This window comes from Ruminococcus sp. D54t1_190329_F1, from assembly GCF_015551645.1.
GTDB classification, from domain to species: domain Bacteria; phylum Bacillota; class Clostridia; order Lachnospirales; family Lachnospiraceae; genus Blautia_A; species Blautia_A faecis.
In genome coordinates, this window is the sequence record NZ_JADNDC010000003.1 from 122,837 (window position 1) to 144,864 (window position 22,028).

Annotated in this window: 20 protein-coding genes and 1 riboswitch; of the genes, 7 read left to right on the forward strand and 13 right to left on the reverse strand. The window is 44.8% G+C overall.

Annotated elements, in window-relative coordinates; translation table 11 throughout:
- Positions 1-128: 128 nt before the first annotated feature.
- The 6 genes from I2D69_RS02145 to I2D69_RS02170 all read right to left on the reverse strand — a co-directional run bounded on the left by I2D69_RS02145 (position 129) and on the right by I2D69_RS02170 (position 5,556).
- Positions 129-872: an amino acid ABC transporter ATP-binding protein gene (locus I2D69_RS02145; RefSeq protein ID WP_118583574.1), complete on the reverse strand. Its 744-nt coding sequence runs from the start codon at positions 870-872 to the stop codon at positions 129-131.
- Complete coding sequence (locus tag I2D69_RS02150; protein WP_118583519.1) at positions 872-1,663, reverse strand: amino acid ABC transporter permease; 792 nt, start codon at positions 1,661-1,663, stop codon at positions 872-874. The genes I2D69_RS02145 and I2D69_RS02150 overlap by 1 nt, the downstream gene beginning before the upstream one ends.
- Positions 1,664-1,792: 129 nt before the next feature.
- On the reverse strand, positions 1,793-2,650 hold the full coding sequence (locus I2D69_RS02155; RefSeq protein ID WP_173718336.1) for a transporter substrate-binding domain-containing protein: 858 nt from the start codon (positions 2,648-2,650) through the stop codon (positions 1,793-1,795).
- Between the two features lie 250 nt (positions 2,651-2,900).
- Complete coding sequence (locus tag I2D69_RS02160; RefSeq protein ID WP_173718335.1) at positions 2,901-3,074, reverse strand: hypothetical protein; 174 nt, start codon at positions 3,072-3,074, stop codon at positions 2,901-2,903.
- Between the two features lie 4 nt (positions 3,075-3,078).
- The gene (locus I2D69_RS02165; protein ID WP_195379315.1) at positions 3,079-4,386 is read right to left on the reverse strand and encodes a glycerate kinase; all 1,308 of its coding nucleotides are present in this window, start codon (positions 4,384-4,386) and stop codon (positions 3,079-3,081) included.
- Between the two features lie 30 nt (positions 4,387-4,416).
- Positions 4,417-5,556: a helix-turn-helix domain-containing protein gene (locus I2D69_RS02170; protein WP_195379316.1), complete on the reverse strand. Its 1,140-nt coding sequence runs from the start codon at positions 5,554-5,556 to the stop codon at positions 4,417-4,419.
- A 200-nt stretch (positions 5,557-5,756) separates the two neighbouring features.
- Here I2D69_RS02170 and I2D69_RS02175 point away from each other — a divergent pair, with 200 nt between their 5' ends.
- Positions 5,757-6,773, forward strand: a complete 1,017-nt coding sequence (locus I2D69_RS02175; RefSeq protein ID WP_195379317.1) for an SPFH domain-containing protein — start codon at positions 5,757-5,759, stop codon at positions 6,771-6,773.
- On the forward strand, positions 6,773-6,988 hold the full coding sequence (locus tag I2D69_RS02180; RefSeq protein ID WP_195379318.1) for a PTS ascorbate transporter subunit IIC: 216 nt from the start codon (positions 6,773-6,775) through the stop codon (positions 6,986-6,988). Before I2D69_RS02175 ends, I2D69_RS02180 begins: the two co-directional genes overlap by 1 nt.
- 438 nt (positions 6,989-7,426) lie before the next feature.
- On the opposite strand, the gene I2D69_RS02185 is transcribed toward I2D69_RS02180, so the two are convergent.
- The 3 genes from I2D69_RS02185 to I2D69_RS02195 form a co-directional block, all read right to left on the reverse strand.
- Entirely contained in the window at positions 7,427-7,921 is a 495-nt protein-coding gene (locus I2D69_RS02185) for a hypothetical protein (RefSeq protein WP_195379319.1), read from the reverse strand.
- 259 nt (positions 7,922-8,180) lie between these two features.
- Positions 8,181-9,035 carry an alpha/beta hydrolase gene (locus I2D69_RS02190; protein WP_195379320.1) on the reverse strand — a complete coding sequence of 285 codons (855 nt, stop codon included), beginning with the start codon at positions 9,033-9,035 and terminating at the stop codon, positions 8,181-8,183.
- Between the two features lie 228 nt (positions 9,036-9,263).
- Positions 9,264-10,148 carry an AraC family transcriptional regulator gene (locus tag I2D69_RS02195; protein WP_148463309.1) on the reverse strand — a complete coding sequence of 295 codons (885 nt, stop codon included), beginning with the start codon at positions 10,146-10,148 and terminating at the stop codon, positions 9,264-9,266.
- Positions 10,149-10,568: 420 nt separating this feature from the next.
- On the opposite strand from I2D69_RS02195, the gene I2D69_RS02200 reads away from it, so the two are divergent.
- The 4 genes from I2D69_RS02200 (at position 10,569) to I2D69_RS02215 (ending at position 16,112) form a co-directional block, all read left to right on the forward strand.
- Entirely contained in the window at positions 10,569-11,861 is a 1,293-nt protein-coding gene (locus tag I2D69_RS02200; RefSeq protein WP_173716967.1) for an extracellular solute-binding protein, read from the forward strand.
- Positions 11,862-12,078: 217 nt separating this feature from the next.
- Entirely contained in the window at positions 12,079-12,966 is an 888-nt protein-coding gene (locus I2D69_RS02205) for a sugar ABC transporter permease (RefSeq protein WP_118583552.1), read from the forward strand.
- Positions 12,967-12,978: 12 nt separating this feature from the next.
- On the forward strand, positions 12,979-13,833 hold the full coding sequence (locus tag I2D69_RS02210; RefSeq protein ID WP_173719191.1) for a carbohydrate ABC transporter permease: 855 nt from the start codon (positions 12,979-12,981) through the stop codon (positions 13,831-13,833).
- A 116-nt stretch (positions 13,834-13,949) separates the two neighbouring features.
- A complete protein-coding gene (locus I2D69_RS02215; protein WP_195379321.1) occupies positions 13,950-16,112 on the forward strand; it encodes a glycoside hydrolase family 3 C-terminal domain-containing protein in 2,163 nt (720 codons plus the stop codon).
- Positions 16,113-16,166: 54 nt separating this feature from the next.
- Here the strand turns inward: I2D69_RS02215 and I2D69_RS02220 are convergent, their stop codons facing one another.
- The 3 genes from I2D69_RS02220 to I2D69_RS02230 form a co-directional block, all read right to left on the reverse strand.
- Positions 16,167-16,865: an L-ribulose-5-phosphate 4-epimerase gene (locus tag I2D69_RS02220; RefSeq protein ID WP_195379322.1), complete on the reverse strand. Its 699-nt coding sequence runs from the start codon at positions 16,863-16,865 to the stop codon at positions 16,167-16,169.
- 428 nt (positions 16,866-17,293) lie between these two features.
- Positions 17,294-18,262: a Gfo/Idh/MocA family oxidoreductase gene (locus tag I2D69_RS02225; protein ID WP_195379323.1), complete on the reverse strand. Its 969-nt coding sequence runs from the start codon at positions 18,260-18,262 to the stop codon at positions 17,294-17,296.
- A gap of 122 nt (positions 18,263-18,384) precedes the next feature.
- Positions 18,385-19,095 (reverse strand): acyl-ACP thioesterase domain-containing protein, encoded by a 711-nt coding sequence (locus I2D69_RS02230; RefSeq protein ID WP_195379324.1) that lies wholly within the window; start codon positions 19,093-19,095, stop codon positions 18,385-18,387.
- Between the two features lie 228 nt (positions 19,096-19,323).
- Positions 19,324-19,420: riboswitch (purine riboswitch) on the forward strand.
- A gap of 146 nt (positions 19,421-19,566) precedes the next feature.
- Between I2D69_RS02230 and I2D69_RS02235 the strand changes: the two genes are divergently transcribed.
- Complete coding sequence (locus I2D69_RS02235; RefSeq protein WP_173769646.1) at positions 19,567-20,943, forward strand: amidohydrolase family protein; 1,377 nt, start codon at positions 19,567-19,569, stop codon at positions 20,941-20,943.
- 74 nt (positions 20,944-21,017) lie between these two features.
- On the opposite strand, the gene I2D69_RS02240 is transcribed toward I2D69_RS02235, so the two are convergent.
- Positions 21,018-22,025 (reverse strand): GTP-binding protein, encoded by a 1,008-nt coding sequence (locus I2D69_RS02240; RefSeq protein ID WP_148463301.1) that lies wholly within the window; start codon positions 22,023-22,025, stop codon positions 21,018-21,020.
- Positions 22,026-22,028: the final 3 nt, after the last annotated feature.

A 22,028-nucleotide genomic window follows, 5' to 3' on the forward strand; every position in this document is an offset into this window, starting at 1 on the left:
ATAAAATTTCTCAGTAGCTTCCCAATCTATTGTCCAGTATAGCACACATTTACCGCCACTGTGAACATTAACTTATTGAAGTAAGGATAAAAAATGCAGAATTCCCATCTGCAAAGCGACTTTCCGGCTCATGCATTGCGGAAGCGGCTCAGGAAATCTTTTGTCAGCGGGTCTTTCGGATTCTCAAACAGCTCCTTCGGCGGTCTGTCTTCTACGATAACGCCATTTGCCATGAAGATTACACGCTTGGAAACGTCACGAGCAAATGCCATCTCATGGGTGACGATGATCATGGTCAGGCCTTCGTGTGCAAGGTCTCTCATAACCTCCAGAACCTCGCCTACCATCTGGGGATCCAGCGCGGAGGTTGGCTCGTCGAAAAGAAGGATTTCCGGCTCCATGGCAAGAGCTCTTGCAATTGCCACACGCTGTTTCTGGCCTCCGGAAAGCTGTTTGGGTTTGGCGTTGATGTACGGCGCCATACCTACTTTTTCCAGATAATACAAAGCTTTTTTCTCTGCCTCTTCTTTGCTCTTTTTCAAAACCTTTACCTGACCTACGGTGCAGTTTTTCAGGGCAGTCATGTTGTTAAAAAGGTTAAAATTCTGGAACACCATACCTACCTTTGAACGGTATTCCGGAACGTTTACGTTCTTACTGGTGATGTCAGTTCCATGATAATTGATTTCTCCGGTGGATGGAGTTTCCAGCATATTCAGGCAGCGAAGAAGCGTGGATTTACCAGAACCGGACGGTCCGATAATGCACGTCACATCTCCCGGGCTTACGGAAAAATCAATATCTCTCAGTACCTGATTGCTGCCAAATGCTTTTCCCAGATGCTTGACTTCAAGGATTTTTTCACTCATGATCATTTCTCCTCCTTCTTCTTAGGGTAGGAATACAGACCACTTGTGTGAGCCAGTGTATCCGTTGTGGCAAGGTCATAATTCTGCGGACCTTCCATCTTGTGTTCCAGCAGGCGGAGCAGTCTGGAGCATACAAAAGTAAGGATAAAGTACATTACCATAGCGATGGTAAAGGATTCAAAGTAAGTATAATAGGCTCCGGCTACGCCTTTTGTTGTGTAGAAAAGTTCTACAATTCCAATAATGGAAAGAACGCAGGTATCCTTGATATTGATGATCAGGTTGTTGCCAATCTGAGGCATGATGTTGCGCAATGCCTGTGGAAGGATTACGTTCATCATAGTCTGTACATGCGTCATTCCGATTGCTTTTGCAGCTTCTGTCTGACCTTCGTCAACAGAAAGGATTCCGCCTCGGACAGTTTCTGCCATGTAGGCTCCGGTATTGATAGATACTACGAAAAATGCCGCAAACCACATAGACATGTTGATATTGAACAGGTAAGCACTTCCGTAATAGATAAACATGGCCTGTACCATCATTGGGGTGCCGCGGAAAAATTCCACGTAGCATGCCATAATAAATTTGAGAAATCCAACCAGTGTCTTTTTAACGGCGGAGTCCCGTTTATCTACAGGAATTGTTTGAATAATTCCAACTATAAAGCCAATAAGGCACCCTAAAAAGGTGCCTACAATGGCTATGATCATTGTATTTCCGGCTCCTGACAAAAAGGAGGAACCGTATTGCTGGAGCAGATACTGGATCCGGCCCCAGAAGGTTTCAGGAAGCATATTTTTCTCTCCTATCTCTCTCGACTTTATTTACAAAGACCGTCTGCGAAATATCCTGCAAAGTGAATCTTACAAAATGCAGGAATGATTTTTCAAACAGCCTCAAATGCAGCGAAATCACTGTAACCCTTACTCTGACAGCGGCTGTACGGAAATTGCTTCGTCCATCATTTCTTTGTAATCATCCTCTGTCATTTTATCCAGTACGCTGTTCAGGGCATCCAGAAGCTCTGTATTGCCTTTCTGTACGGAAATACCAATGTTGATATCCTCATCTGATACCTCAAAATCTCCGTCTGTGCCAGAAAAATCAAGAAGTTTGAAATCCGGGTAAGCTACGCAGGCAGCCATTCCGGTAGGCATATCAGTTACAACAGCGTCACATTTTCCAGATTCCAGGGCAACCAGCATGGCAGGCGCACTTTCCTGTGCAGGAAGAATGTTTGCGTCCTCAATCTGCGGCAGGCAGGAATCATACCAGATAGTGTTCTGCTGGGAAGTACAGGTAACGCCCTTCAGATCTGCCACACTTTTTGCATCTGCATAATCGCCGTCGCTTTTTACCAGGGTAATAATGGATGCATAGTAGTATGGCTCTGTGAAATCTACCATCTGCTGACGTTCGGATGTAATGGACTGACCTGCGATTACGCAGTCAACTTTTCCAGACTGGACAGCCGGTACCAGGGAATCCCAGTCCAGTTTCACGATTTCCAGATCGTATCCCAGCTCGTCACAGATTTTTTTCGCCATCATAACGTCGTATCCATATGCGTAATCAGAGCTTCCGGAAATGGGAACAGCTCCGTTGGAATCATCTGGCTGTGTCCAGTTGTATGGTGCATAGCTGCACTCCATTGCTACCTTTAATGTTTTCTTCTCTTCTGCCTGTACCATTGTAAGTCCAAGTCCCGGCATTGCTGTCACGGTAACAGCTGCTGCCATAAGACCACTTGTCATTTTTCTCCATAAATAGCTCTTCTTCATTTTTCTTTCCTCCTCTTTGTAAAAAACTCATTAATCACAGCACCACCGATATTTTATCGGTGTGTTTCCTCATTTCGAGGTTGTTTCCCCATTTCCGGGTAAAAAAAATGCAATGGCGGCGTTATCACACTAACGCGCCATTGCGTTGTAGTTCATATTACTCTTGTTTGTGGGAGAAGTCAAGAGGGGGGAGTTGCAGAATTCATGGTTTTTCTCCATATTTCTCTGGCTCACAGATTCTTTTCATCCTTCAACGCACATATTTTTTAACCGTTAAACCAGAAATATCTGCAATTTCCTCAATCGTATACTTGCCCACTTGCAACATTTTGACGGCTGTAGCCATTTGATTTTCCAGTCTTCCAAGCTCAAGTCCTTGCTCAATCAGTTTATCCGACTCTAATTCCAGCACTTTTCCGCCCATAATTTCACCAATTCCTTTCTTTCAGCCTAATCACCCGGAACACCTGCTCTACAGCACTTTCCATATTTTTCTGTGCAGTCTGCGGATCCATGGCTTCTTCCAGAGTGGTCACCTGACGGAGGATTGGGAAAAAAGCGTCGATTCCAGCTTCATTACAAGAGGCAGCATCTTCAGTGACCGAGCCAGAAAAGGCAAGCACTGGCTTTCCATATTTCTTTGCAAGTCTGGCAATTCCGATGGGCGCTTTTCCCATAACGGTCTGGCCATCCAGACGACCTTCACCAGTGATTACGATGTCTGCATTTTTTATCTGATTTTCTATGCCGATTTCTTCCAGGACAATGCTTATACCTGGTTCCAGTTTTCCATGAAGAAAAGTACGGAAGGCAAAGCCAAGGCCTCCGGCTGCTCCGCAGCCTGGGTAGTTTGGATCATAATTAAATTTTCCCAATTGGGTTTTGGAATCTGCAAAATATTCTTCTGTTATCTTTGCATAGTTTTCCATCCACCCGTCCATCAGCTCCACCATCTCCGGTGTTGCGCCTTTCTGGGGGCCGAAGATATAGCTGCAGCCTTTTTCCCCATATAAAGGGTTGTCCACGTCACAGGCAATGCGGAAGCTGCATTCTTTTAATTCCGGAAGCAAATTTTTGCAACTGATGGAGGCAAGCTTTTCCACACCTTCTGCTCCAAATGGCACCTGTTTTCCACTTTTATCCAGAAGCTCTCCTCCCAAAGCCTGAAGCATACCGATTCCACCATCATTCGTTGCACTGCCTCCGATTCCGATGATAAAATTTCGGCAGCCTTTGGAAATGGCGTCTTTTATGACCTCTCCAACACCATAGGTTGTAGTGTTTATAGGATTCAGAAGTTCAGGTGGAACCAAAGTGATCCCGGCTGCACCAGCAATTTCTATAATGGCAGTCTTTCCGCACTTTTTCTCATTCTTGTAGCCACGTTTACTTTCTATTATAGAAGTATTTTCTACTACGGAAGCATTCTCTGAAACAGCCATCATCTCTTTTCCCACAAAATCAATTCTACCTGAACCGCCTATATTACGTTTCTCCCAAATTGCATATTCGCAGACAACCGGGGCTCCAAGTGGTCCAGTAACTGTCACATTCTCCAAGCTTCCCCCAAGTCCCTGGGCCAGTGCCCGCACTGTCCCTTCCCCGCCATCTGCCAGCGGATAAGCCTTGGTCTTGGCTTCCGAATATACTTTCCGAATGCCTGCTGCGGCAGCTTCACCCGCTTCTATAGAACTCATGCTCCCTTTGAATGAATCAATTGCAATTACTACTTTCATGTTCTTTTCTCCCGTTTTTTCAAATACGATCTACCCTTCTATTTTTTCACTCCACAAATCCATTCCAATTGCAGAACTTCCTTCTTTTATCGTAATTTTATAATCAGAATCCACCTGAATATCATAGCCATATATGCTTTCTTTTCCCGCTTCTGCGTCTTTTTGATCTGCATAATAGGAAAAACCTACACGGTAGATATCCGGATGCAGGTCAATCTGAACATAACTATATCCCCGTATCCAGTCTTCTTCAAGATTTTTTTCATTGAGCAACAGCTGTGTTGCGTACTGTTCTGCCACATCCCCCTTGCTGGTTCCCATGGCATTTTCTATGGACCTGGCAGCAAAGCCATGTAAAGTCCACGCCGTTATCAAAATCTCCAGAACCACCACAACAGCAATAAGTACCGGGTTCTTTTTTTCCTTGCACATTCTCTTTACTGCAAATCCAAATGCGTATATCACACTCGCCAGATTCACCAGACATGTGATGAGACTTGCTTCCTGTCTATGTTGTTCCCAGAATCCGTCAGGAACCAGGAAAGAACATATTGTGAAAAATATGCCGGTCAGAGTGATTGTAAAAAATCCATAAATTCTTTTGCTTTCCTTATCTTCCCGATTCACCCACAGATAATATCCACTCACAGCAGCTCCCGCGCCAAGAAGCCCGGCAAATAACGCACCGCCAAGGTTTGCATGACCAGAGAATTTAAACACAGCCACAATGAGCAGAATTACCGGTATCGCAAGATAGCCTGCGATTTTATCCTGATGCTGTTGCTGTTTTCGTATTTCTTCCATTGATTGCATCATCTCAGTCACCTCTGCAGACGTGTATTTTTTCTCTGCTTTCTCTCTCTTTTCTGCCATCCCGTTTTTTTCTGCTGCTTCATTCATTTCTACTGTCCCATCTTTTTCTGCTGCCTCATCTTTTTTCACGTTAGCCCCTTCGGTTGTCTGCATTTCTGATCGCATCAGCTCCAAAAGTGATACATCCAGTGCCTCAGCCAATGGTTCCATTGTATTAATATCCGGAAATCCAAGTCCCCGCTCCCAACGGCTGACCGCCTTATCCGTCACTCCGACTTTTCCGGCAAGATCGGCCTGTGTCATATGATGCTCTTTTCTTCTTTCCGAAATAAATGCCCCAAACCTTTTTGCGTCCACTATATGATATCCTCCATAATTCTTTTGCGTTACTCTCTTATATACACTAAAATGTGGATTTTCGTCAATCGACGATTTGTTTACCTGGAAAAAAACGAAAAATTTTCTATAACTCTCTTGTATGTATTGACATTTTGATATCTAAATGATATCATATTTATATCTCGCAAAAGATAATTTTCATTATCAGGAGGATTGCTATGAAAGAAAAAGTTTTGGACAACAAGAAAAATGGTATGGGAATGATGGTGCTGTTTATTCTGCTCTATGCCGTGGCCGCAGCCGCTGTAATATTCGGCGCAGCCTTCGAACAGATTTCCCTTATGGTCATCGGTATCATCTGGGCTTCACTTGGATGGATCCCGTTCCTTGGCCTTAAAGTGCTGAAGCCGCAGGAAGCCCTTGTACTCACCTTATTCGGCAAATATGTGGGAACTTTAAAGAATGACGGTTTCTATTGGGTAAATCCTTTTTGTACAGCTGTAAACCCGGCTGCAAAGACGAGACTGAACCAGAGCGGTGACGTAGATGGAGGAAATGCCGCCAAATCCGTTCTCACACTGGCCACCGGAACTTCCGCTTCCACAAGCAGTACATATGTAAACAAAAAGATTTCCCTGAAGATCATGACCTTAAATAACAACCGTCAGAAGATCAACGACTGCCTGGGAAATCCGGTAGAAATCGGAATTGCCGTTATGTGGCGTGTAACAGATACTGCGAAAGCTGTTTTCAACGTAGATAACTATAAGGAATATCTTTCCTTGCAGTGTGACAGCGCGCTACGAAATATCGTGAGAATTTACCCTTATGACGTAGCACCCAATGTAGATACCACTGGGGATGGTGTAGCAGATGAGGGAAGTCTTCGCGGTTCCAGTGAAATCGTAGCCGGACGCATCCGTGATGAAATCCAGCAGAAAGTAGCAGATGCCGGTCTGGAAATTATTGAAGCCCGCATCACCTACCTTGCTTATGCACCTGAGATTGCAGCGGTTATGCTGCAGAGACAGCAGGCTTCCGCTATCATCGACGCAAGAAAGATGATCGTAGACGGTGCTGTTGGTATGGTAGAAATGGCATTAGAGCGATTGAATGAAAACAATGTGGTAGAACTTGACGAGGAGCGGAAGGCTGCCATGGTTTCCAATCTTCTCGTAGTGCTGTGCGGCAATCACGATGCCCAGCCGGTGGTTAATTCCGGCAGTCTGTACTAATGGCTGAAACCAGAGATACCCGGCCTAAGAAACAGATCCCGCTCAGGCTTTCCGCCAAGCTTTATGACCAGATCGTAGCCTGGGCGGAGGATGATTTCCGCTCCGTAAATGGGCAGATTGAGTATCTGCTCACAGAATGCGTCCGACAGCGTAAGAAGAATGGGAAATATGTTTCCGACACCATGGATGAGCCGCCGGAACTGGATATCTCATGATTTCCAACATGAAAAGCCCTTCTACTTGCCAAACCCACCATCGACAATTATAAAACAATACAAATTTTTTACATTTTAAACAAATCAGGGAGTACAGATGTTATAACAACAGTGCTGTACTCCCCGCTTTTATCTATTCGTGCACAGAGGGTAATAACTTTCCGAATCCCCTGAACACCAATTCTATTTTATATGGTATTTAACGCTTATAATGTTAAGCTTATTTTCTTCGTTCTTTGTGTTAATTTATCTTTTGTATTTTAGTATTTCTATAATTCTATAAAATGATATATTACTTGCAATTTGCTTTCTCTATATGTATTTTTCTGTTTCGTTTTTCTATTTTGTTTTTCTATTACGTTTTTCTGATGCATTTTATATTTCATTTTTTCTGAGAGTATTTCTACAGCCATTCTTATGTATGGGTGGTTCTGTCAATTACATACACAGCCTCTGCTTTATCGCAGTGATGTCTTTCTCATGTTTGTTCACGTAAAATAAAAGTCTTTCCTGCGTTTCCCATTTCTTTTGTTGTTCTTCCAGCTTTTGTAAAAGATTGGAATGATTCTCTGCTACAACCTGAAGCTTCCAGTCTGTAGTGTTCTCCACATGAAGCCAGAGTTCTTTTACACTTCTTTGCAATTCTGATACTGATGCATCCAATTCACATACATGCTTGTCTACGCTGCGCAAGTTCGCTTCCAGATTCTCAAAGCGCCTCTTGGTTTCGCTTTCGAAGTTGTCAACGCGAGTTTCTAAGCTGTCGAAACGGCTTTCCAAATTATCGAAACGGCTTTCCAACTTGTCGAAGCGGCTTTCCAAATTATCGAAACGGCTTTCCAACTTGTCGAAACGGCTTTCCAAATTCACAATCCGTGTCTCAATGGGCACCAGCAATCCTGCAATCGCCTGTAGATCTTCTTTCGTCAACATTTCTTTCACCTCCCGTATATTTAAGATAAAAAAAGTATATCAGCAAAATAATGTAAAAACAATACTTGAAGTACATTTTGTTCTGTGCTATAATCACGCCACGCATGATTTGCAGCAACACATTTCAGAACAGGAAAAAAGTCCACTGTCTGGGAATCCCCAAGGCAACGGACTTTAAAGCTTCTACTCACCTAATCTATATTTTCTATTACTTTCATATTCTTACCAACTGTGGAAATTTCACCAACACCCCATCTTTTTATTCCCAAGGTGCCTTTACGACTTCCTTCGCTTCAAACAGGTGCTTCATCCAGTCACCGGCAAGCTGAATCCAGCTCTCACATTCTGCCTGGATTCCATAGCCATTGGGGCATGCTGTTTCTGCAGTGGCAAGTCCCAGACCATGACTGCCCACTGGATAAATATGCAATTCTGCCGGAATATCCAGAGCGTGAAGTGCCTGGAAAAACAGCAGGGAGTTCTCTACCGGTACAGTATCATCCGGTGCTGTATGCCACAGGAAAGTCGACGGGGTATCCTTCGTAACATTATATTCCAGGGACAGGAATCTGCGTTTCTCTTCATCTGCATAATCCTCTCCCAGAACGCTTTCAAAAGAACCCTTATGTGCTTTCTCGCCAGAAGTGATTACCGGATAGCTGAGCATAAGCCCATTGGGGCGAAACTTTTCGGAGTCCATGCCCAAAGCTTCTGCAACAAAGGGCTTGTTCCAGAATACACCAAGGCTTGCCGCCAGATGTCCACCAGCAGAAGAACCCTGGACTACGATCTTCTCTGTATCAATATGCCATTTTTCTGCATTTTCACGGAGCATTGCAACTGCTGTAGCCAGCTGAAGAAGCGCCTCCGGGAAACGTGCCGGAGCAACGCTGTAGCGCAAAATCGCAGCATGATAGCCTATTGCCATAAATCTGACAGCAAGAGCTTCTGCCTCTCTGTCAGAAGTCATCTGATAGCCGCCGCCAGGACAGATCAGCACAACCGGTCTTTTTCTCTCCGGATCGATTTCAGGTGAATTGTCCAGGAAATATGTAAATAAATTTGCTTTAAACTCAGAATCTTTTAATTGAATCTCTATTTTTTCGTGAATCATTTCGCGAACCTCCTGTTGTATATATTTCGTTCATTTTATAATGTCAGGAATAACCAGCTTATCCCCTAAAGCATGTTTGGAAAAAAGCTTTCTGTAAGACGTGCGTCACAATTTTGGCGTGCAGTTTGCAATAATGCTTTTTCAAACAGGCTCTAATGCCATAATAATTTTCTTCCTATAAGAAATCAATACCTAAATAAAATTGACACCTGCTATTTCAAACACGCTCTAGTTCCCCATCTTCGTCCTGTCATACATCTCCCTGAACTCCGTAGGCGTACAATTATTCATCAGCTTAAACATCCTAAGAAACGCCGACAGACTGGAAAAGCCTGACTTAAATGCCACCTCCGTCACACTCACTCCCGGATCCTGCAGCAACGTTTTTGCAAATTCAATTCTCTTCTGATTCAAATACTTATAAAACGTAGAATCTGTATACTGCTTAAACAACCTGGAAAAATGATACTTACTGAATCCTGCCTGGGAAGCCACTCCCTCCAGGCTCAAATCTTCCGCAAAATGATTGTTAATATAATCTGTAACCAGGATAAACTTCTCCACATATTCCTTCTGCCTGCTGTTTGCTCCGTTTTCTTTCTGCTGTCCCGCTACAGTATGTGCATTTACACGCTGTCTTCCAACGCATGTAAGAATCTCAAGGAATTTCGAAATAATCATAGTTTCCAGATAGGGAGACTCCCCGAAATATTCCTCTTTGATTTCCAGCATAAGCGTTTTTACTTTTTCATAAATCTGCGGATACCCCTCCGGTGTAATCAAAGTAGCCGGGGTTATAATCATAGTAAGCAAGTTCAGCTCCTTGGTAGAAATATTGTTCAGACACGGCTGAAAAATAATCCGCTCTCCGCTTTCCGGAGCAAAAAGCTCATGAAGCATACACGGACCGATAATCAGCACATCCCCCTCACGCAGATTGTATTCCTTTCCACCGCACAGTGCCTTATAGCCATTTACGATTGGCATAAGTACCTCGAAGGAGGTATGCCAGTGCGGTGGGTAATTCTCGTATTCATCATTATAATAGAGACAAACCTGCTCATCCTCCCGGAAATCTACTGTTTCATGTATTCCACTAAGCTTATGTATCATTTCCCCATGCTCCTTCCCTGTATATTCTTATTATAATGCTCCTGAGTTTCACCCTTTTACCAGAGCATGTTTGAATTTTCCCAACATATATCATTTTCCGACGGTCAGTATCAAATATTGTCATTCAGTTCTCAAATATTGCGTTTTTCAATATGTTTGTATTGTATCAAATGTTGCTTTTTTTATCAATATATAGCCAAATTTATATTTTAAATCTAAATAAGTATCGTTTATCTTTGTCTATATTGCATAATTTTCTATGTTTTAAATTATATACTTTGACATGTACTTGTTTTTGTACAATTTTAGATAGCAATAATTGATAGTAAACAAACAAGAATTAGAAAGAAAACCCAGGCAATCTCTGCTATAGTAAGAATTACCAAATACGAGATCTAAATTTTTAAAAGGAGGTTCAATATGAACAAGAAACGAGCACTTTCAATATTAATGGCTGCAGCAATGGCAGCTGGAACACTGGTTACATCTGTACCGGTTTATGCTGATGATGTTGAAGAAATCACATGGATGTTCTGGGATGACCTGGAAGCTACGGAAGATCTTATTTCCAAAGGTTACAAAGATGTCATTGATCGTTTCAACGAAGAGTACGATGGCAAATATCACGTAACTCCGATCACCACCAACCTGGAAGAGTATGATGGCAAGCTGAACGCACTGATCGCAGCCGGACAGACACCGGACGTTTACATCTGTAACCCTGGTCCAAACATGGACGTATATGTAAATGCAGGCGCAGCAGCTGATCTTACCGATATCCTTGAGAATCAGGAAGCAGACTGGTACGCATCCTTTACAGATGGTATCTTCGAGAGAATGACCTATGACGGAAAGATCATGGCAGTTCCTACCAACTTCGCAGCAGCCTGCGTTTACTACAACACAGAGATGTTCGCAGATGCCGGAGTTGAAGTTCCTACCACATACGACGAACTGATCGCTGCATGCCAGAAGCTTCAGGATGCTGGCTACACACCAATCTCCTGCTCCGCAGGTACCGCATGGTGCTTATCCATGATCGCTGGTTATCTGTGTGACCGCCAGGGCGTTGACCTCGCAGCTATCGCAGACCATACCGCTAACTGGACAGACGAGAACTGTATCGAAGCAGGCACCAAATTAAAAGACCTTTCCCAGTATTTCCAGGCTACAGCAGCCGGAGATTCCAACGACCAGGCTACAGCAGCTTTCTATAACGGCGAAGCAGCTATGCTGGTTCAGGGTTCCTGGGCAATCGCACAGATCAATGGTAACAACCCAGACTTTGAGTCCAAATGTGGTGTATTCCAGTTCCCTGGAATTGACGGTGCAAATGACCCGAACCGTATGATCGTTAAGACAGACAACCTGCTTATGAGCTCCACAACAGAGCATCAGGACGCAGCCATCGCTCTTATGAAGATGTTCACAGACGAGACAGCTCAGAAATACACAGCAGAAATCGGCGGCAAGTTCCCTATCATCAAAGACCTTGAAATCGACTACGACAAAGCTCCTGCACAGCTGAAATACGTTCAGGATATCATGGCCAAAGCAACTGGTACATTCGGATTCTACAATGAGTCCCTTGCATCTGTAGAAGCTGGTGACTGCTTTGATAACGCAATGGTTGACATCTTCCTTGGAAACCAGACACCTGAAGAAGCATTCCAGACCGTACAGACATTCTATGAGGAGAACGTTTGGGAATAAATCCTCCCTTATAAAAATAAGTTATAAACCCAGGCACATGGCTGCCGCGGAACGGACTAAGGCATGTTCCGCGGCAGTCTTTTTACTAAAAAGGTTATCGCCAGTCAGCGAGCCCACCAAAATCAATACGATACTCATGCAGACAACGGCTTATTCTTTGCTATCATTCGGTTTTCTTTAGTAGTAAAACCGCACACATTTGACGGAAGGAGATATTATGGATAAAATTCTGCGCGACAAAAAAGCCATTTTCGTATTTATCGCCCCGGCGCTGATCATGTTCCTTCTGGTCCTGATCATCCCGACGATACAAATGGTTTACTACTCACTCTGCGATTACGCAGCACTTACACCCCCTGAATTTGTGGGATTAAAAAACTATAAGAAACTGTTTTTCGGTGACGCCACATTCCGTATTGCCCTGAAAAACTCCATCTTTTTCATGATCTTTTCAGCAGTCACACAGCAGATCTTCGGTCTTTTACTTGCTGTTATGCTCACCAACATCCCGAAAGGCCGCAACATTTTCAAGAACATTTATTATCTTCCATGCGTACTTTCCTCAGCAGCACTTGGACTTCTCTGGTCTTTCCTTTTCAATCCGAGAATCGGTATCAACAATCTTCTTGCCAAATTCGGCATTGAAGGACCTCTGTGGCTGATGGACTCTACCGGATTTATTGTACTTCCCATGTGGGTTATCGCATTTGTTGCCCTGTGGCAGTACCTTGGTCAGAACATGATGCTTTATATGGCACAGATCACCGGAATTTCCCGTGACATTTATGAAGCTTCCTATATAGACGGTGCGTCAAAGGTAAAAGCATTCCGCTACATTACCCTTCCGCTGATCAAACCAATGATGATTACTTCCCTTTCCCTGAACTGTATTGGTTCCCTGAAATTCTTCGACCTGGTTTACAACATGACCCAGGGTGGTCCGAACCACAGAACAGAAGTCCTTGCAACTGAGCTTTACGCAGAAGGTTTCAACTATTTCAAATATGGCTACGCCAGCGCCATTTCCGTGGTGCTCCTGGTGCTCTGCCTGCTGGTAACTCTTCTGGTAAAGAAAGTCATCAAAGTCGAAACTTACGAGTCATAAGGAGGTGGGAAAATGAGCAACGTAAAAGTAAAAGCTACAAAAAAGCCGGTAAAACCGGTAATCGTAGTGGTTTATATCCTGCTGGTGATCCTGGCAGTTGTTTATCTGGCACCACTTCTGTGGATGTTATCCGTATCTTTGAAAGATAACGCTGGCGTTATGTCAGCACCATTTTCCCTGCCGGATGTGTTCCATTTCGAAAACTATCAGCAGGCCTGGCAGATGGGAAAACTTGGTACTGCGCTGGTAAACTCTGTTCTGGTCTGCGGTGTCACGCTGATCGTCAGCCTGTTCTTCGGCGCTATGGCCGCTTTCGCCATCGCCAGAATGCGCTGGAAATTATCAGAATTTATGCACACCTTCTTCCTCATCGGAATGATGGTTCCAGTACATTGTGTTCTGATTCCTCTTTTTGTAAGATTTGCAAAGCTTGGCCTTACCAATTCACAGGGCGGACTAATGATTCCTTACATCACTTTTTCCCTGCCAATGACCATTTTCCTGCTTACCGGATTTTTCCGTTCCATGCCAGGAGAAATGTTCGAGGCTGCTGCCATTGACGGCTGCGGAATCTACGGATGCTTTTTCCGGATCGCACTGCCACTTTGCAGAACCGGTTTCTTCGTATCCGGTCTGATGACCTTCATCAACAACTGGAACGAGCTGCTTCTTGCCATGGTATTTATCTCTGATCCTATGAAAAAGACACTGCCGGTTACACTGACCTATTTCGTTGGTCCTTACGCAACCAACTATGTGCAGATGTTTGCTGCGATCATTATCGCAATCGCACCTACCGTTGTTGTTTACTCACTGTTCAGTAACCAGATCGTAGAAGGTCTTACCACAGGTGCAGTAAAAGGATGATATGCAGCCCGAAAACTCACACTCGCTTTACAACGTAACCTGCTATTTGTGGGTCACAAACCTTATATGGCTCAATGTTTTACAGTCACCATGAATTCGCAACAAGGAGAAACATTATGGATAGAAAAAAGGCTAGAAAAAAAGCGACCGAACTGGTCAGCCAGATGACCTTAGAGGAAAAAGCAAGTCAGCTACGCTATGACGCACCTGCAATCAAGCGGCTTGGCATCCCCGCCTACAACTGGTGGAATGAAGCGCTCCACGGAGTTGCCCGCGCCGGACAGGCCACAATTTTCCCGCAGGCAATTGGACTTGGCGCCACTTTTGACACCGAACTTCTGGGACAAATTGCAGATACCATTGCTACCGAAGGTCGTGCCAAATACAATGCATATTCCCAGGAAGAAGACCGTGACATTTACAAAGGTCTTACCTTCTGGTCGCCAAACGTAAATATTTTCCGTGATCCAAGATGGGGACGGGGACATGAAACTTACGGTGAAGATCCTTACCTTACGAAAGAGTTGGGAGTCTCTTTTGTAAAAGGGCTCCAGGGCGATGGCAAAGTTATGAAAGCCGCTGCCTGCGCCAAGCACTTTGCAGTCCATTCCGGTCCGGAGGCCATCCGCCATGAATTTGACGCAATCGCAACTCCGAAGGATATGGAAGAAACTTACCTCCCAGCATTTGAAGCTTTAACCAGAGAAGCGGACGTGGAAGGCTTCATGGGTGCCTACAATCGCACCAACGGAGAGCCCTGCTGCGGAAGTCCTTCCCTTCAGAAAATACTTCGCGGCGACTGGGGCTTCCAGGGATATTTCGTTTCCGACTGCTGGGCCATCAAGGATTTCCACGAGCATCATATGGTAACCAGCACCCCGGCAGAGTCGGCTGCATTAGCACTGAACAATGGCTGCGATCTGAACTGCGGAAACACTTATCTTCACATTTTGAAAGCTTATGAAAAAGGACTGATCTCCGAGGATACCATCACGGAATCCGCCATCCGCCTTTTCACTACCAGATATCTGCTGGGATTATTTGAAGAAACGGAATACGACAAAATTCCTTATTCTGAGGTGGAGTCACCTGCCCATCTGGCACTTTCCCAAAAAGCTGCTGAAGAAAGCTTTGTACTTCTGAAAAACAATGGGATCCTGCCTTTGAACAAAGAGAAGATCAAAACAGTTGGAATCGTTGGACCAAATGCAGACAGCCGTAAGGCTCTGGTAGGCAATTATCACGGTACAGCTTCCCGCTACTGCACGATCCAGGAAGGTATTCAGGATTACCTTGGAGATGATGTACGTGTGCTTGCCTCTGTAGGATGTGACCTTTTCCGCGACCGCACCGAGCATCTTGCTTTTACTCAGGACAGACTTGCGGAAGCGAAAATCATTGCAGAAAACAGCGATATCGTAATTCTCTGCGTGGGGCTTGATGAAACACTGGAAGGTGAAGAAGGAGATACCGGAAACAGCTATGCTTCCGGTGACAAAGAGACCTTGCAGCTTCCACAGGTTCAGCTGGATCTGATGGAAGCCATGGCTGAATCCGGCAAACCGGTTGTTCTTTGCTTGATGGCAGGAAGTGACATTGATCTTTCTTATGCAGAAGAACATTTTGATGCAGTGATGGTTCTGTGGTACCCAGGTGCTGAAGGTGGAAAAGCCGCCGCAAGAGTACTGTTCGGAGATGTCTCCCCATCCGGCAAATTACCAGTGACCTTCTACAATACCCTGGAAGAGCTTCCGGATTTTACAGATTATGCCATGAAGGGACGTACTTACCGCTATATGGAGAATAAGGCGCAGTTCCCATTTGGATATGGATTGACTTATGGAAAGGTAGTAGTGACAGATGCAGTTGTCAGTGAAAACAGCGCAGCCGACACAAATGGTACAAGTGTTTCCGGCAAGGCAGGTTTCGAAAGCGGCACTAATACCACAGCAGCACCAGTTACAATCCAGGCCACTGTCACCAACCAGGGCTCAATTGATACTCGGGATGTGGTTCAGGTTTACATAAAGAATGTAGATTCTTCTCTGGCCGTTCCAAACCCGGAGCTTGCCGCTTTCACTCCTGTTTTCCTGAAAGCAGGCGAAACAAAAACCATCACACTTTCCATTGCTCCAAAGGCCTTCACCGTAGTAGATGAAACCGGCGCAAGAACAGAGGACGGCAGCCACTTCCATATTTACGTTGGCTGTACACAGCCGGACAAGAGAAGTATGGAACTTGCAGGTGTGAAACCAGTGGAAATTGAATATAGTAAATGATCTTTATAAGGCGAACGACTATCTTAGTCGTTCGCCTTATATTCATCTCAGTTTTTACTCAATATTTTCCTGTCCATAATAAGCATTTGCACCATGTTTTCTATAGTAATGCTTATCCTGAAGCTCCTGCGGAGCAGGTTTCACATTTGGATTGATCAGCTCGCAGCGGGAAGCCATCTTGGCAACCTCTTCCAGAACTACTGCATTATGCACTGCCTCGTGCGCATTCTTGCCCCATGTGAAAGGACCATGATTCTTGCAAAGAACAGCCGGAACAGCCTCATAATCTCTCTTCTTGAAATAGTCGGCAATGAGAATGCCAGTATTCTTCTCATAAGCTTCCGCAATCTCACTCTTATCCAGATTACGGACGCAAGGAACCTCACCGTAAATATAATCAGCATGAGTGGTTCCATAGCATGGAATTGCGCGGCCGGCCTGTGCCCAGCTGGTAGCCCAGGAGGAATGAGTATGTACGATTCCACCGATCTTCGGGAAAGCATTGTACAGAACTACATGAGTGGGAGTATCAGATGATGGGTTATATTTACCTTCTACTTTATTACCTTCCAGGTCTACAACTACCATATCTTCCGGTGTCAGTTTCTCATATTCCACACCACTTGGCTTGATTACGAAAAGACCTTTTTCACGATCAATTCCACTTACATTTCCCCAAGTAAAAGTAACCAGGCCGTATTTCGGCAGGTCCATATTTGCTTTGTAAACTTCTTCTTTTAATTTTTGAAGCATAGCTGTATCCTCCTTTTTACACACGCAAATACGCATTTTATTCTTCAGATGTCTGGTTACATCTCACAAAAAGCTTCCGCTATCTTTCCATTCCCCTTGTCTATCAGAGCTCCTGCATTCTTTACCACAGACATCATATTAAACATAATATAGCACTTGTGCGGATGTATTTCTACTTGTATCTTATATTTTTTTGTATCTGTTGCTATTGTTGTTACTGTTCACTGGTAACGTTCCGCGAGGTGTTTTTTGTGAACAAAGTTCACAGAAAACCCGAGAGTTGCGGCGCGAAATCATGCAAAGCATGATTTCTGTGCATCGCGAAGCGCGTTACTGTGAACGGAGTGAACAGTAACCTATTGTTGTTACTGTTCACTAAAGCATGTTTGAAAAAGGCTTTCTGCAAAATAGCTGAGCTTCCGCCCTGCCTACTCATACAACGGAATCTCATAACCCCAGGATTTACGAATTCCATCCATGATCTCCATCACACGCACAGTCTCATCATGAGGCATTTCCGGGCATTCCTTTTCGCCCTGTGCGATTGCTCTGGCGCAGGCTTCAACCTCATACTCATAGCCTGTGATCTGTGCCGGCGGCATATAAGCTGCAACCTCCTTATGCTCCTTGTCAAACACTGTGATTTTCTCCGGATTATTAATATTCTGCACCTGAATATAACCTTTGGTTCCAAAAATACTTCCCATTCTGTCAGAAATTTCACGGGCACCACACTGCAAGGTAGCCATGCGGTCGCCTTCAAATACCATAGCAATAGTATCCAGCATATCCACACCTTCACGGAAAATAGCAGTTGCCTGTACATCCTTCAACTTATCCCCAAGAACCATGCTTGCGAAATTAATGGTATAAACACCAACATCCAGAAGCGCACCGCCTGCCAGCTCCGGCTTACGGATACGTTCCACCTCACTGATGGCATAGTTCAGATTAGCAGTAACAGCTGTCACTTCACCAATCACACCGCTTGAAATAATATCATCAATCATCTTTCTGGATGGCATATATCTGGTCCAGATTGCCTCTGTGATCAGCAGTTCTTTCTCTTTCGCCAGGGCAAAAAGCTTTCTTGCCTGGTCTGCATTTACAGTAAACGCCTTTTCACAAAGCACATTTTTTCCTGCCTCCAGGCACATCTTTGCATGAAGATAATGATGGGAATGAGGGGTTGCAATGTAAACCAGATCCACCTGCGGATCTGCAAGCATTTCCTCATAAGAGCCATAAGCCTTGGAAAAACCGTATTTCTCGGCAAAGGCCTGCGCCCGTTCAAGGCTTCTGGCTGCCACTGCGTAATTCTCCACATCCTTCATTCCAGCTACTGTTTTCGCCATCTGAACTGCAATTCCTCCAGCTCCAAGTATTCCAATTTTCATTTATGTAAACCGCCTTTCTAATAAAATTTCCTGTTTCGCCATTCTCAGCTGACCTCCCTGTATGGAGATATCTCTAAAGCGATACAGTTATTTCGCTCACATGATATTCATATAGTCGCATCTCATGCAGACATAAACTCTACAATCGCATAAGGTTCGCCATTCTCCGTGGAAAGCGCAACCGTAACCTTTCTCATTTCCAGCTTCACTGCCGGATAAAAAACGTCTCCAAGCAGTGCCTGCTTCTTATATTCTGCCCTCATCTGGCGGATTTCAAAGCCTTCTGGCAGATAATCTGCCCCCATGCGGATATACTGGCAATTATTAACATGGTGATGGGTGTCCAGATGATGTTTTTGTATTGCAAAAGGCTCCTGGGCTTCCATCCCTTCCGGAAGTGCGATCTTACGGGGCGCATAATCCATCTCCAGCTTTTCATCCAGTTCGTATCCTCTGATGTCTTCGTCTGTAAGTCTGGCAGGCAGACCGGTCTCTGTATCAATATTGGTCCAGATACTATTTGCATAGGATAAAAGCTCTCCATCTTCTGTTTTCAGAGTGAAGTTACGCATTCCAAGAAAACCTTTGAAACCATATGGCGCCGTTGATGCCACAATTGTCTCTCCCAATCCCGGATAGCGGTTCACCACAATCTGCCAGGATGACAACACCCAGGCTCTCTGACGTTCCTCCAGCACTTCCATTCCCTGCCCTATTTCCTCAGATTGAAAGGTGCAGCAATCCTGATAATAATTCTGAATTCCAGGAAGAGTCAGGCAGCCATCCTCGCCTATTTCACTGTATCTGACACGGCCTTTAAAACTGTAACTCATGTTATGTCAATCTCCATTCTAGAGCCTGTTTGAAAAATCATTCCCGCAATCTCCCACAAATTGTGACGCACATCTTGCAGAAAGCCTTTTTCAAACACGCTCTAATTTCTTGTCCGCGAATTTTACTTCATTATATAACAAATCCATCAATAAAGATATGAAAATGTAGATTTTTTTTGTGAAAATCCTCTTGATTCTGCACTCTTTACCATGTACAATAAAGATATAAAAATAAAAACAGCAAACGCTTATATATGTCCATAATCTGGTTGGACGTTTCTACCAACTACCCTAATAGTTGTCTATAAGCTGCATGCGAAGAGGTATGCAGGTATGGCATTTTCCGGGTGGTTTTTTTATTGCTGAATCAGCCCGAAATCACATTTTGCATGTTTCCGGCAGTACGTTCTCAGCCGCAAACTATCCCGGAACTTTACTTTACCTCGCCTCTGGCAGAAAGGATGGTCTGATATGAAAAAAGATTTGTTTGCTTTGAAAGGTACAATTTGTTACAGCAAGAATCAGAAAGAACTTATTTTTGCAGAAAACTCTTATGCAGTCTGTGAAAACGGGCTCTGTGCCGGTGTTTTTTCCCAGCTTCCAGAGGAATATAAAGATATTCCTGTAAAAGACATGGGTGATCGACTGATCATCCCAGGATTCACCGACCTTCATCTGCATGCTCCCCAGTACGCTTACCGCGGAACCGGCATGGATCTGGAGCTGCTGGACTGGCTGAACACCATCACTTTCCCGCAGGAAGCCAAGTACGCTGACCTGTCCTATGCGAAAAAGGCTTACTCCATTTTCGTGGATGACTTAAAGCACAGCTTCACCACCAGAGCCTGCATTTTCGCCACCTTGCACCGTCCGGCAACGGAGCTTCTCATGGACATGCTGGAGGAAAGCGGTCTGGCAACTATGGTTGGAAAAGTAAATATGGATCGCAACGGAGCACCGGAGCTTCAGGAGAAAAGCGCACAGGCTTCTGCACAGGATACACGCCAGTGGCTGGAAGAGATCAAGGGACGTTACGACCACACCTACCCAATCCTAACCCCACGTTTTACCCCATCCTGTACCGATGAGCTGATGACCGAGCTTGGAAAAATCCAGAGGGAATATCACCTTCCGGTTCAGTCTCATCTGTCTGAAAATTTCGGGGAAATTGCATGGGTAAAGGAGCTTTGCCCGACCAGCAGATTTTATGGAGATGCGTATGACATGTTCGGGCTGTTTGGAACAAAACCCGCATTCAATACTAACGAGGCTGATTTCGCTTCCGCATCCGGCCTTAATACCACTGATAACACAGCAGCTCATATTTCATCTGATGGTGCCAGCGTCTGCCCTACCATCATGGCACACTGCGTCCACTCTACTGACGAAGAGATCCAGATGATCAAGGACCAGGGCGTTTACATCGCCCACTGTCCGGAGTCCAACACAGACATTGCTTCCGGAATCGCACCTGTCCGCCTCTATCTTGATATGGGACTTCATGTAGGACTTGGCACCGATGTTGCTGGAGGTTTTTCTCTCTCCATGTTCCGTGCTATGGCAGATGCCATCCAGGTTTCCAAGCTCCGCTGGCGCCTGATGGATCAGACCCAGGCCCCGGTTACTCTGGAAGAAGCCTTCTATATGGCTACGATCGGTGGTGGCTCCTTCTTCGGAAAAGTCGGCAGCTTCGAAAAAGGCTATGAATTCGACGCCATGATCCTGGACGACAGCAACATCCGTCATCCCCAGGAAATCTCCACCCGTGACAGACTGGAAAGGCTTGTTTATCTGTCCGACGACCGCAATTTGGTTGGGAAATATGTACAGGGACGGAAAGTAATTTAAAAAGCTAAAAAACCTCTGGTCAGGAAATCAATCTTCGACCAGAGGTTTTTCCTTTTGCTCGTTGCTCGCGTAAATTATTCTGTCCCCAGATACTCCCGTATCCGCGCCTCATTCATATTCTCCCCGATCACGATCACTACTTCCTGTCCTGCGGAAATAGGCTTCAGGGAAAATTCTTTGCGGGTGGCGTTTAGTTCCAGCCAGATATTGTCAGTGGATGCTTTCTGAGCGGAGCCCGAATTCATTTTTTCGTTTTCGGTTACCGCGGCAGCACTTTCTTCTAATTTCACAAAGCCCTTAATTCGGAAAACATCCCCACATTCCGGATCATCCAGGATCTGATGCGCCGCTTTCTCCAACTGTGTCTCGGAAATCTTCAGCTCCATAAAATACAATGACTGGAACCCTTCTTTCTCATCAAAACACTGTTTCTCGAAATCTTCCATCACATACCCGCTGTTGAAAATCCGCTGAAAATCCTCATCTGTAAACGTTTCCCAATCCTTATTCAGTATCTCATTTTCCGTAAAACGTCGTTTGCATTTCACACTTTCCAGTGCGCGATTCAGATGTTTCACAGTTCCGCTGATTTCTTCCCCGGATGCCTCCTGACTCTTGCTTAGAACAATACAGCCTGCATCAGCTGCCTCTGAAGCCAGAATATACTCTGCCTGTGGCTGCAGCTTCTCCTCCAGTCTGGCATCCAGAATGGTAATCACATTTCCAATCTGATACCACTTATCCAATGGCTCTTCATAAAGGGCATCGAAAAACTCATCCACATCAAAAATCCCGGAAGGCTCAATGAGAACCCTGTCATATCCGCACATTCCCATTGCGATCAGCTTGGTCTTGAAACGTCTTCTGTGGCAGTCCGCATCACATCCACCTGAAACCATTTCCAGCTCGCAGTTCTCACCTTCCAGGTCATGAAGCAGCATCATATCCACATTCACTGCACCAAAATCATTCTCCAGAATTCCAATATTCTGCCCCTGGCTCATCAGCCATGCAGCATATTTCTTTATGAAAGTCGTTTTTCCCGAACCAAGAAAGCCTGTAATCAAATCAACTTTAACCATTTT

Coding starts and splice junctions, on each gene's coding strand:
- I2D69_RS02190 (WP_195379320.1), bottom strand. CDS start 9,035: ATGATTCACGAAAAAATAGAGATTCAATTAAAAGATTCTGAGTTTAAA.
- I2D69_RS02155 (WP_173718336.1), bottom strand. CDS start 2,650: ATGAAGAAGAGCTATTTATGGAGAAAAATGACAAGTGGTCTTATGGCA.
- I2D69_RS02175 (WP_195379317.1), top strand. CDS start 5,757: ATGAAAGAAAAAGTTTTGGACAACAAGAAAAATGGTATGGGAATGATG.
- I2D69_RS02180 (WP_195379318.1), top strand. CDS start 6,773: ATGGCTGAAACCAGAGATACCCGGCCTAAGAAACAGATCCCGCTCAGG.
- I2D69_RS02225 (WP_195379323.1), bottom strand. CDS start 18,262: ATGAAAATTGGAATACTTGGAGCTGGAGGAATTGCAGTTCAGATGGCG.
- I2D69_RS02240 (WP_148463301.1), bottom strand. CDS start 22,025: ATGGTTAAAGTTGATTTGATTACAGGCTTTCTTGGTTCGGGAAAAACG.
- I2D69_RS02210 (WP_173719191.1), top strand. CDS start 12,979: ATGAGCAACGTAAAAGTAAAAGCTACAAAAAAGCCGGTAAAACCGGTA.
- I2D69_RS02235 (WP_173769646.1), top strand. CDS start 19,567: ATGAAAAAAGATTTGTTTGCTTTGAAAGGTACAATTTGTTACAGCAAG.
- I2D69_RS02220 (WP_195379322.1), bottom strand. CDS start 16,865: ATGCTTCAAAAATTAAAAGAAGAAGTTTACAAAGCAAATATGGACCTG.
- I2D69_RS02230 (WP_195379324.1), bottom strand. CDS start 19,095: ATGAGTTACAGTTTTAAAGGCCGTGTCAGATACAGTGAAATAGGCGAG.
- I2D69_RS02160 (WP_173718335.1), bottom strand. CDS start 3,074: ATGGGCGGAAAAGTGCTGGAATTAGAGTCGGATAAACTGATTGAGCAA.
- I2D69_RS02200 (WP_173716967.1), top strand. CDS start 10,569: ATGAACAAGAAACGAGCACTTTCAATATTAATGGCTGCAGCAATGGCA.
- I2D69_RS02215 (WP_195379321.1), top strand. CDS start 13,950: ATGGATAGAAAAAAGGCTAGAAAAAAAGCGACCGAACTGGTCAGCCAG.
- I2D69_RS02205 (WP_118583552.1), top strand. CDS start 12,079: ATGGATAAAATTCTGCGCGACAAAAAAGCCATTTTCGTATTTATCGCC.
- I2D69_RS02195 (WP_148463309.1), bottom strand. CDS start 10,148: ATGATACATAAGCTTAGTGGAATACATGAAACAGTAGATTTCCGGGAG.
- I2D69_RS02185 (WP_195379319.1), bottom strand. CDS start 7,921: ATGTTGACGAAAGAAGATCTACAGGCGATTGCAGGATTGCTGGTGCCC.
- I2D69_RS02150 (WP_118583519.1), bottom strand. CDS start 1,663: ATGCTTCCTGAAACCTTCTGGGGCCGGATCCAGTATCTGCTCCAGCAA.
- I2D69_RS02165 (WP_195379315.1), bottom strand. CDS start 4,386: ATGAAAGTAGTAATTGCAATTGATTCATTCAAAGGGAGCATGAGTTCT.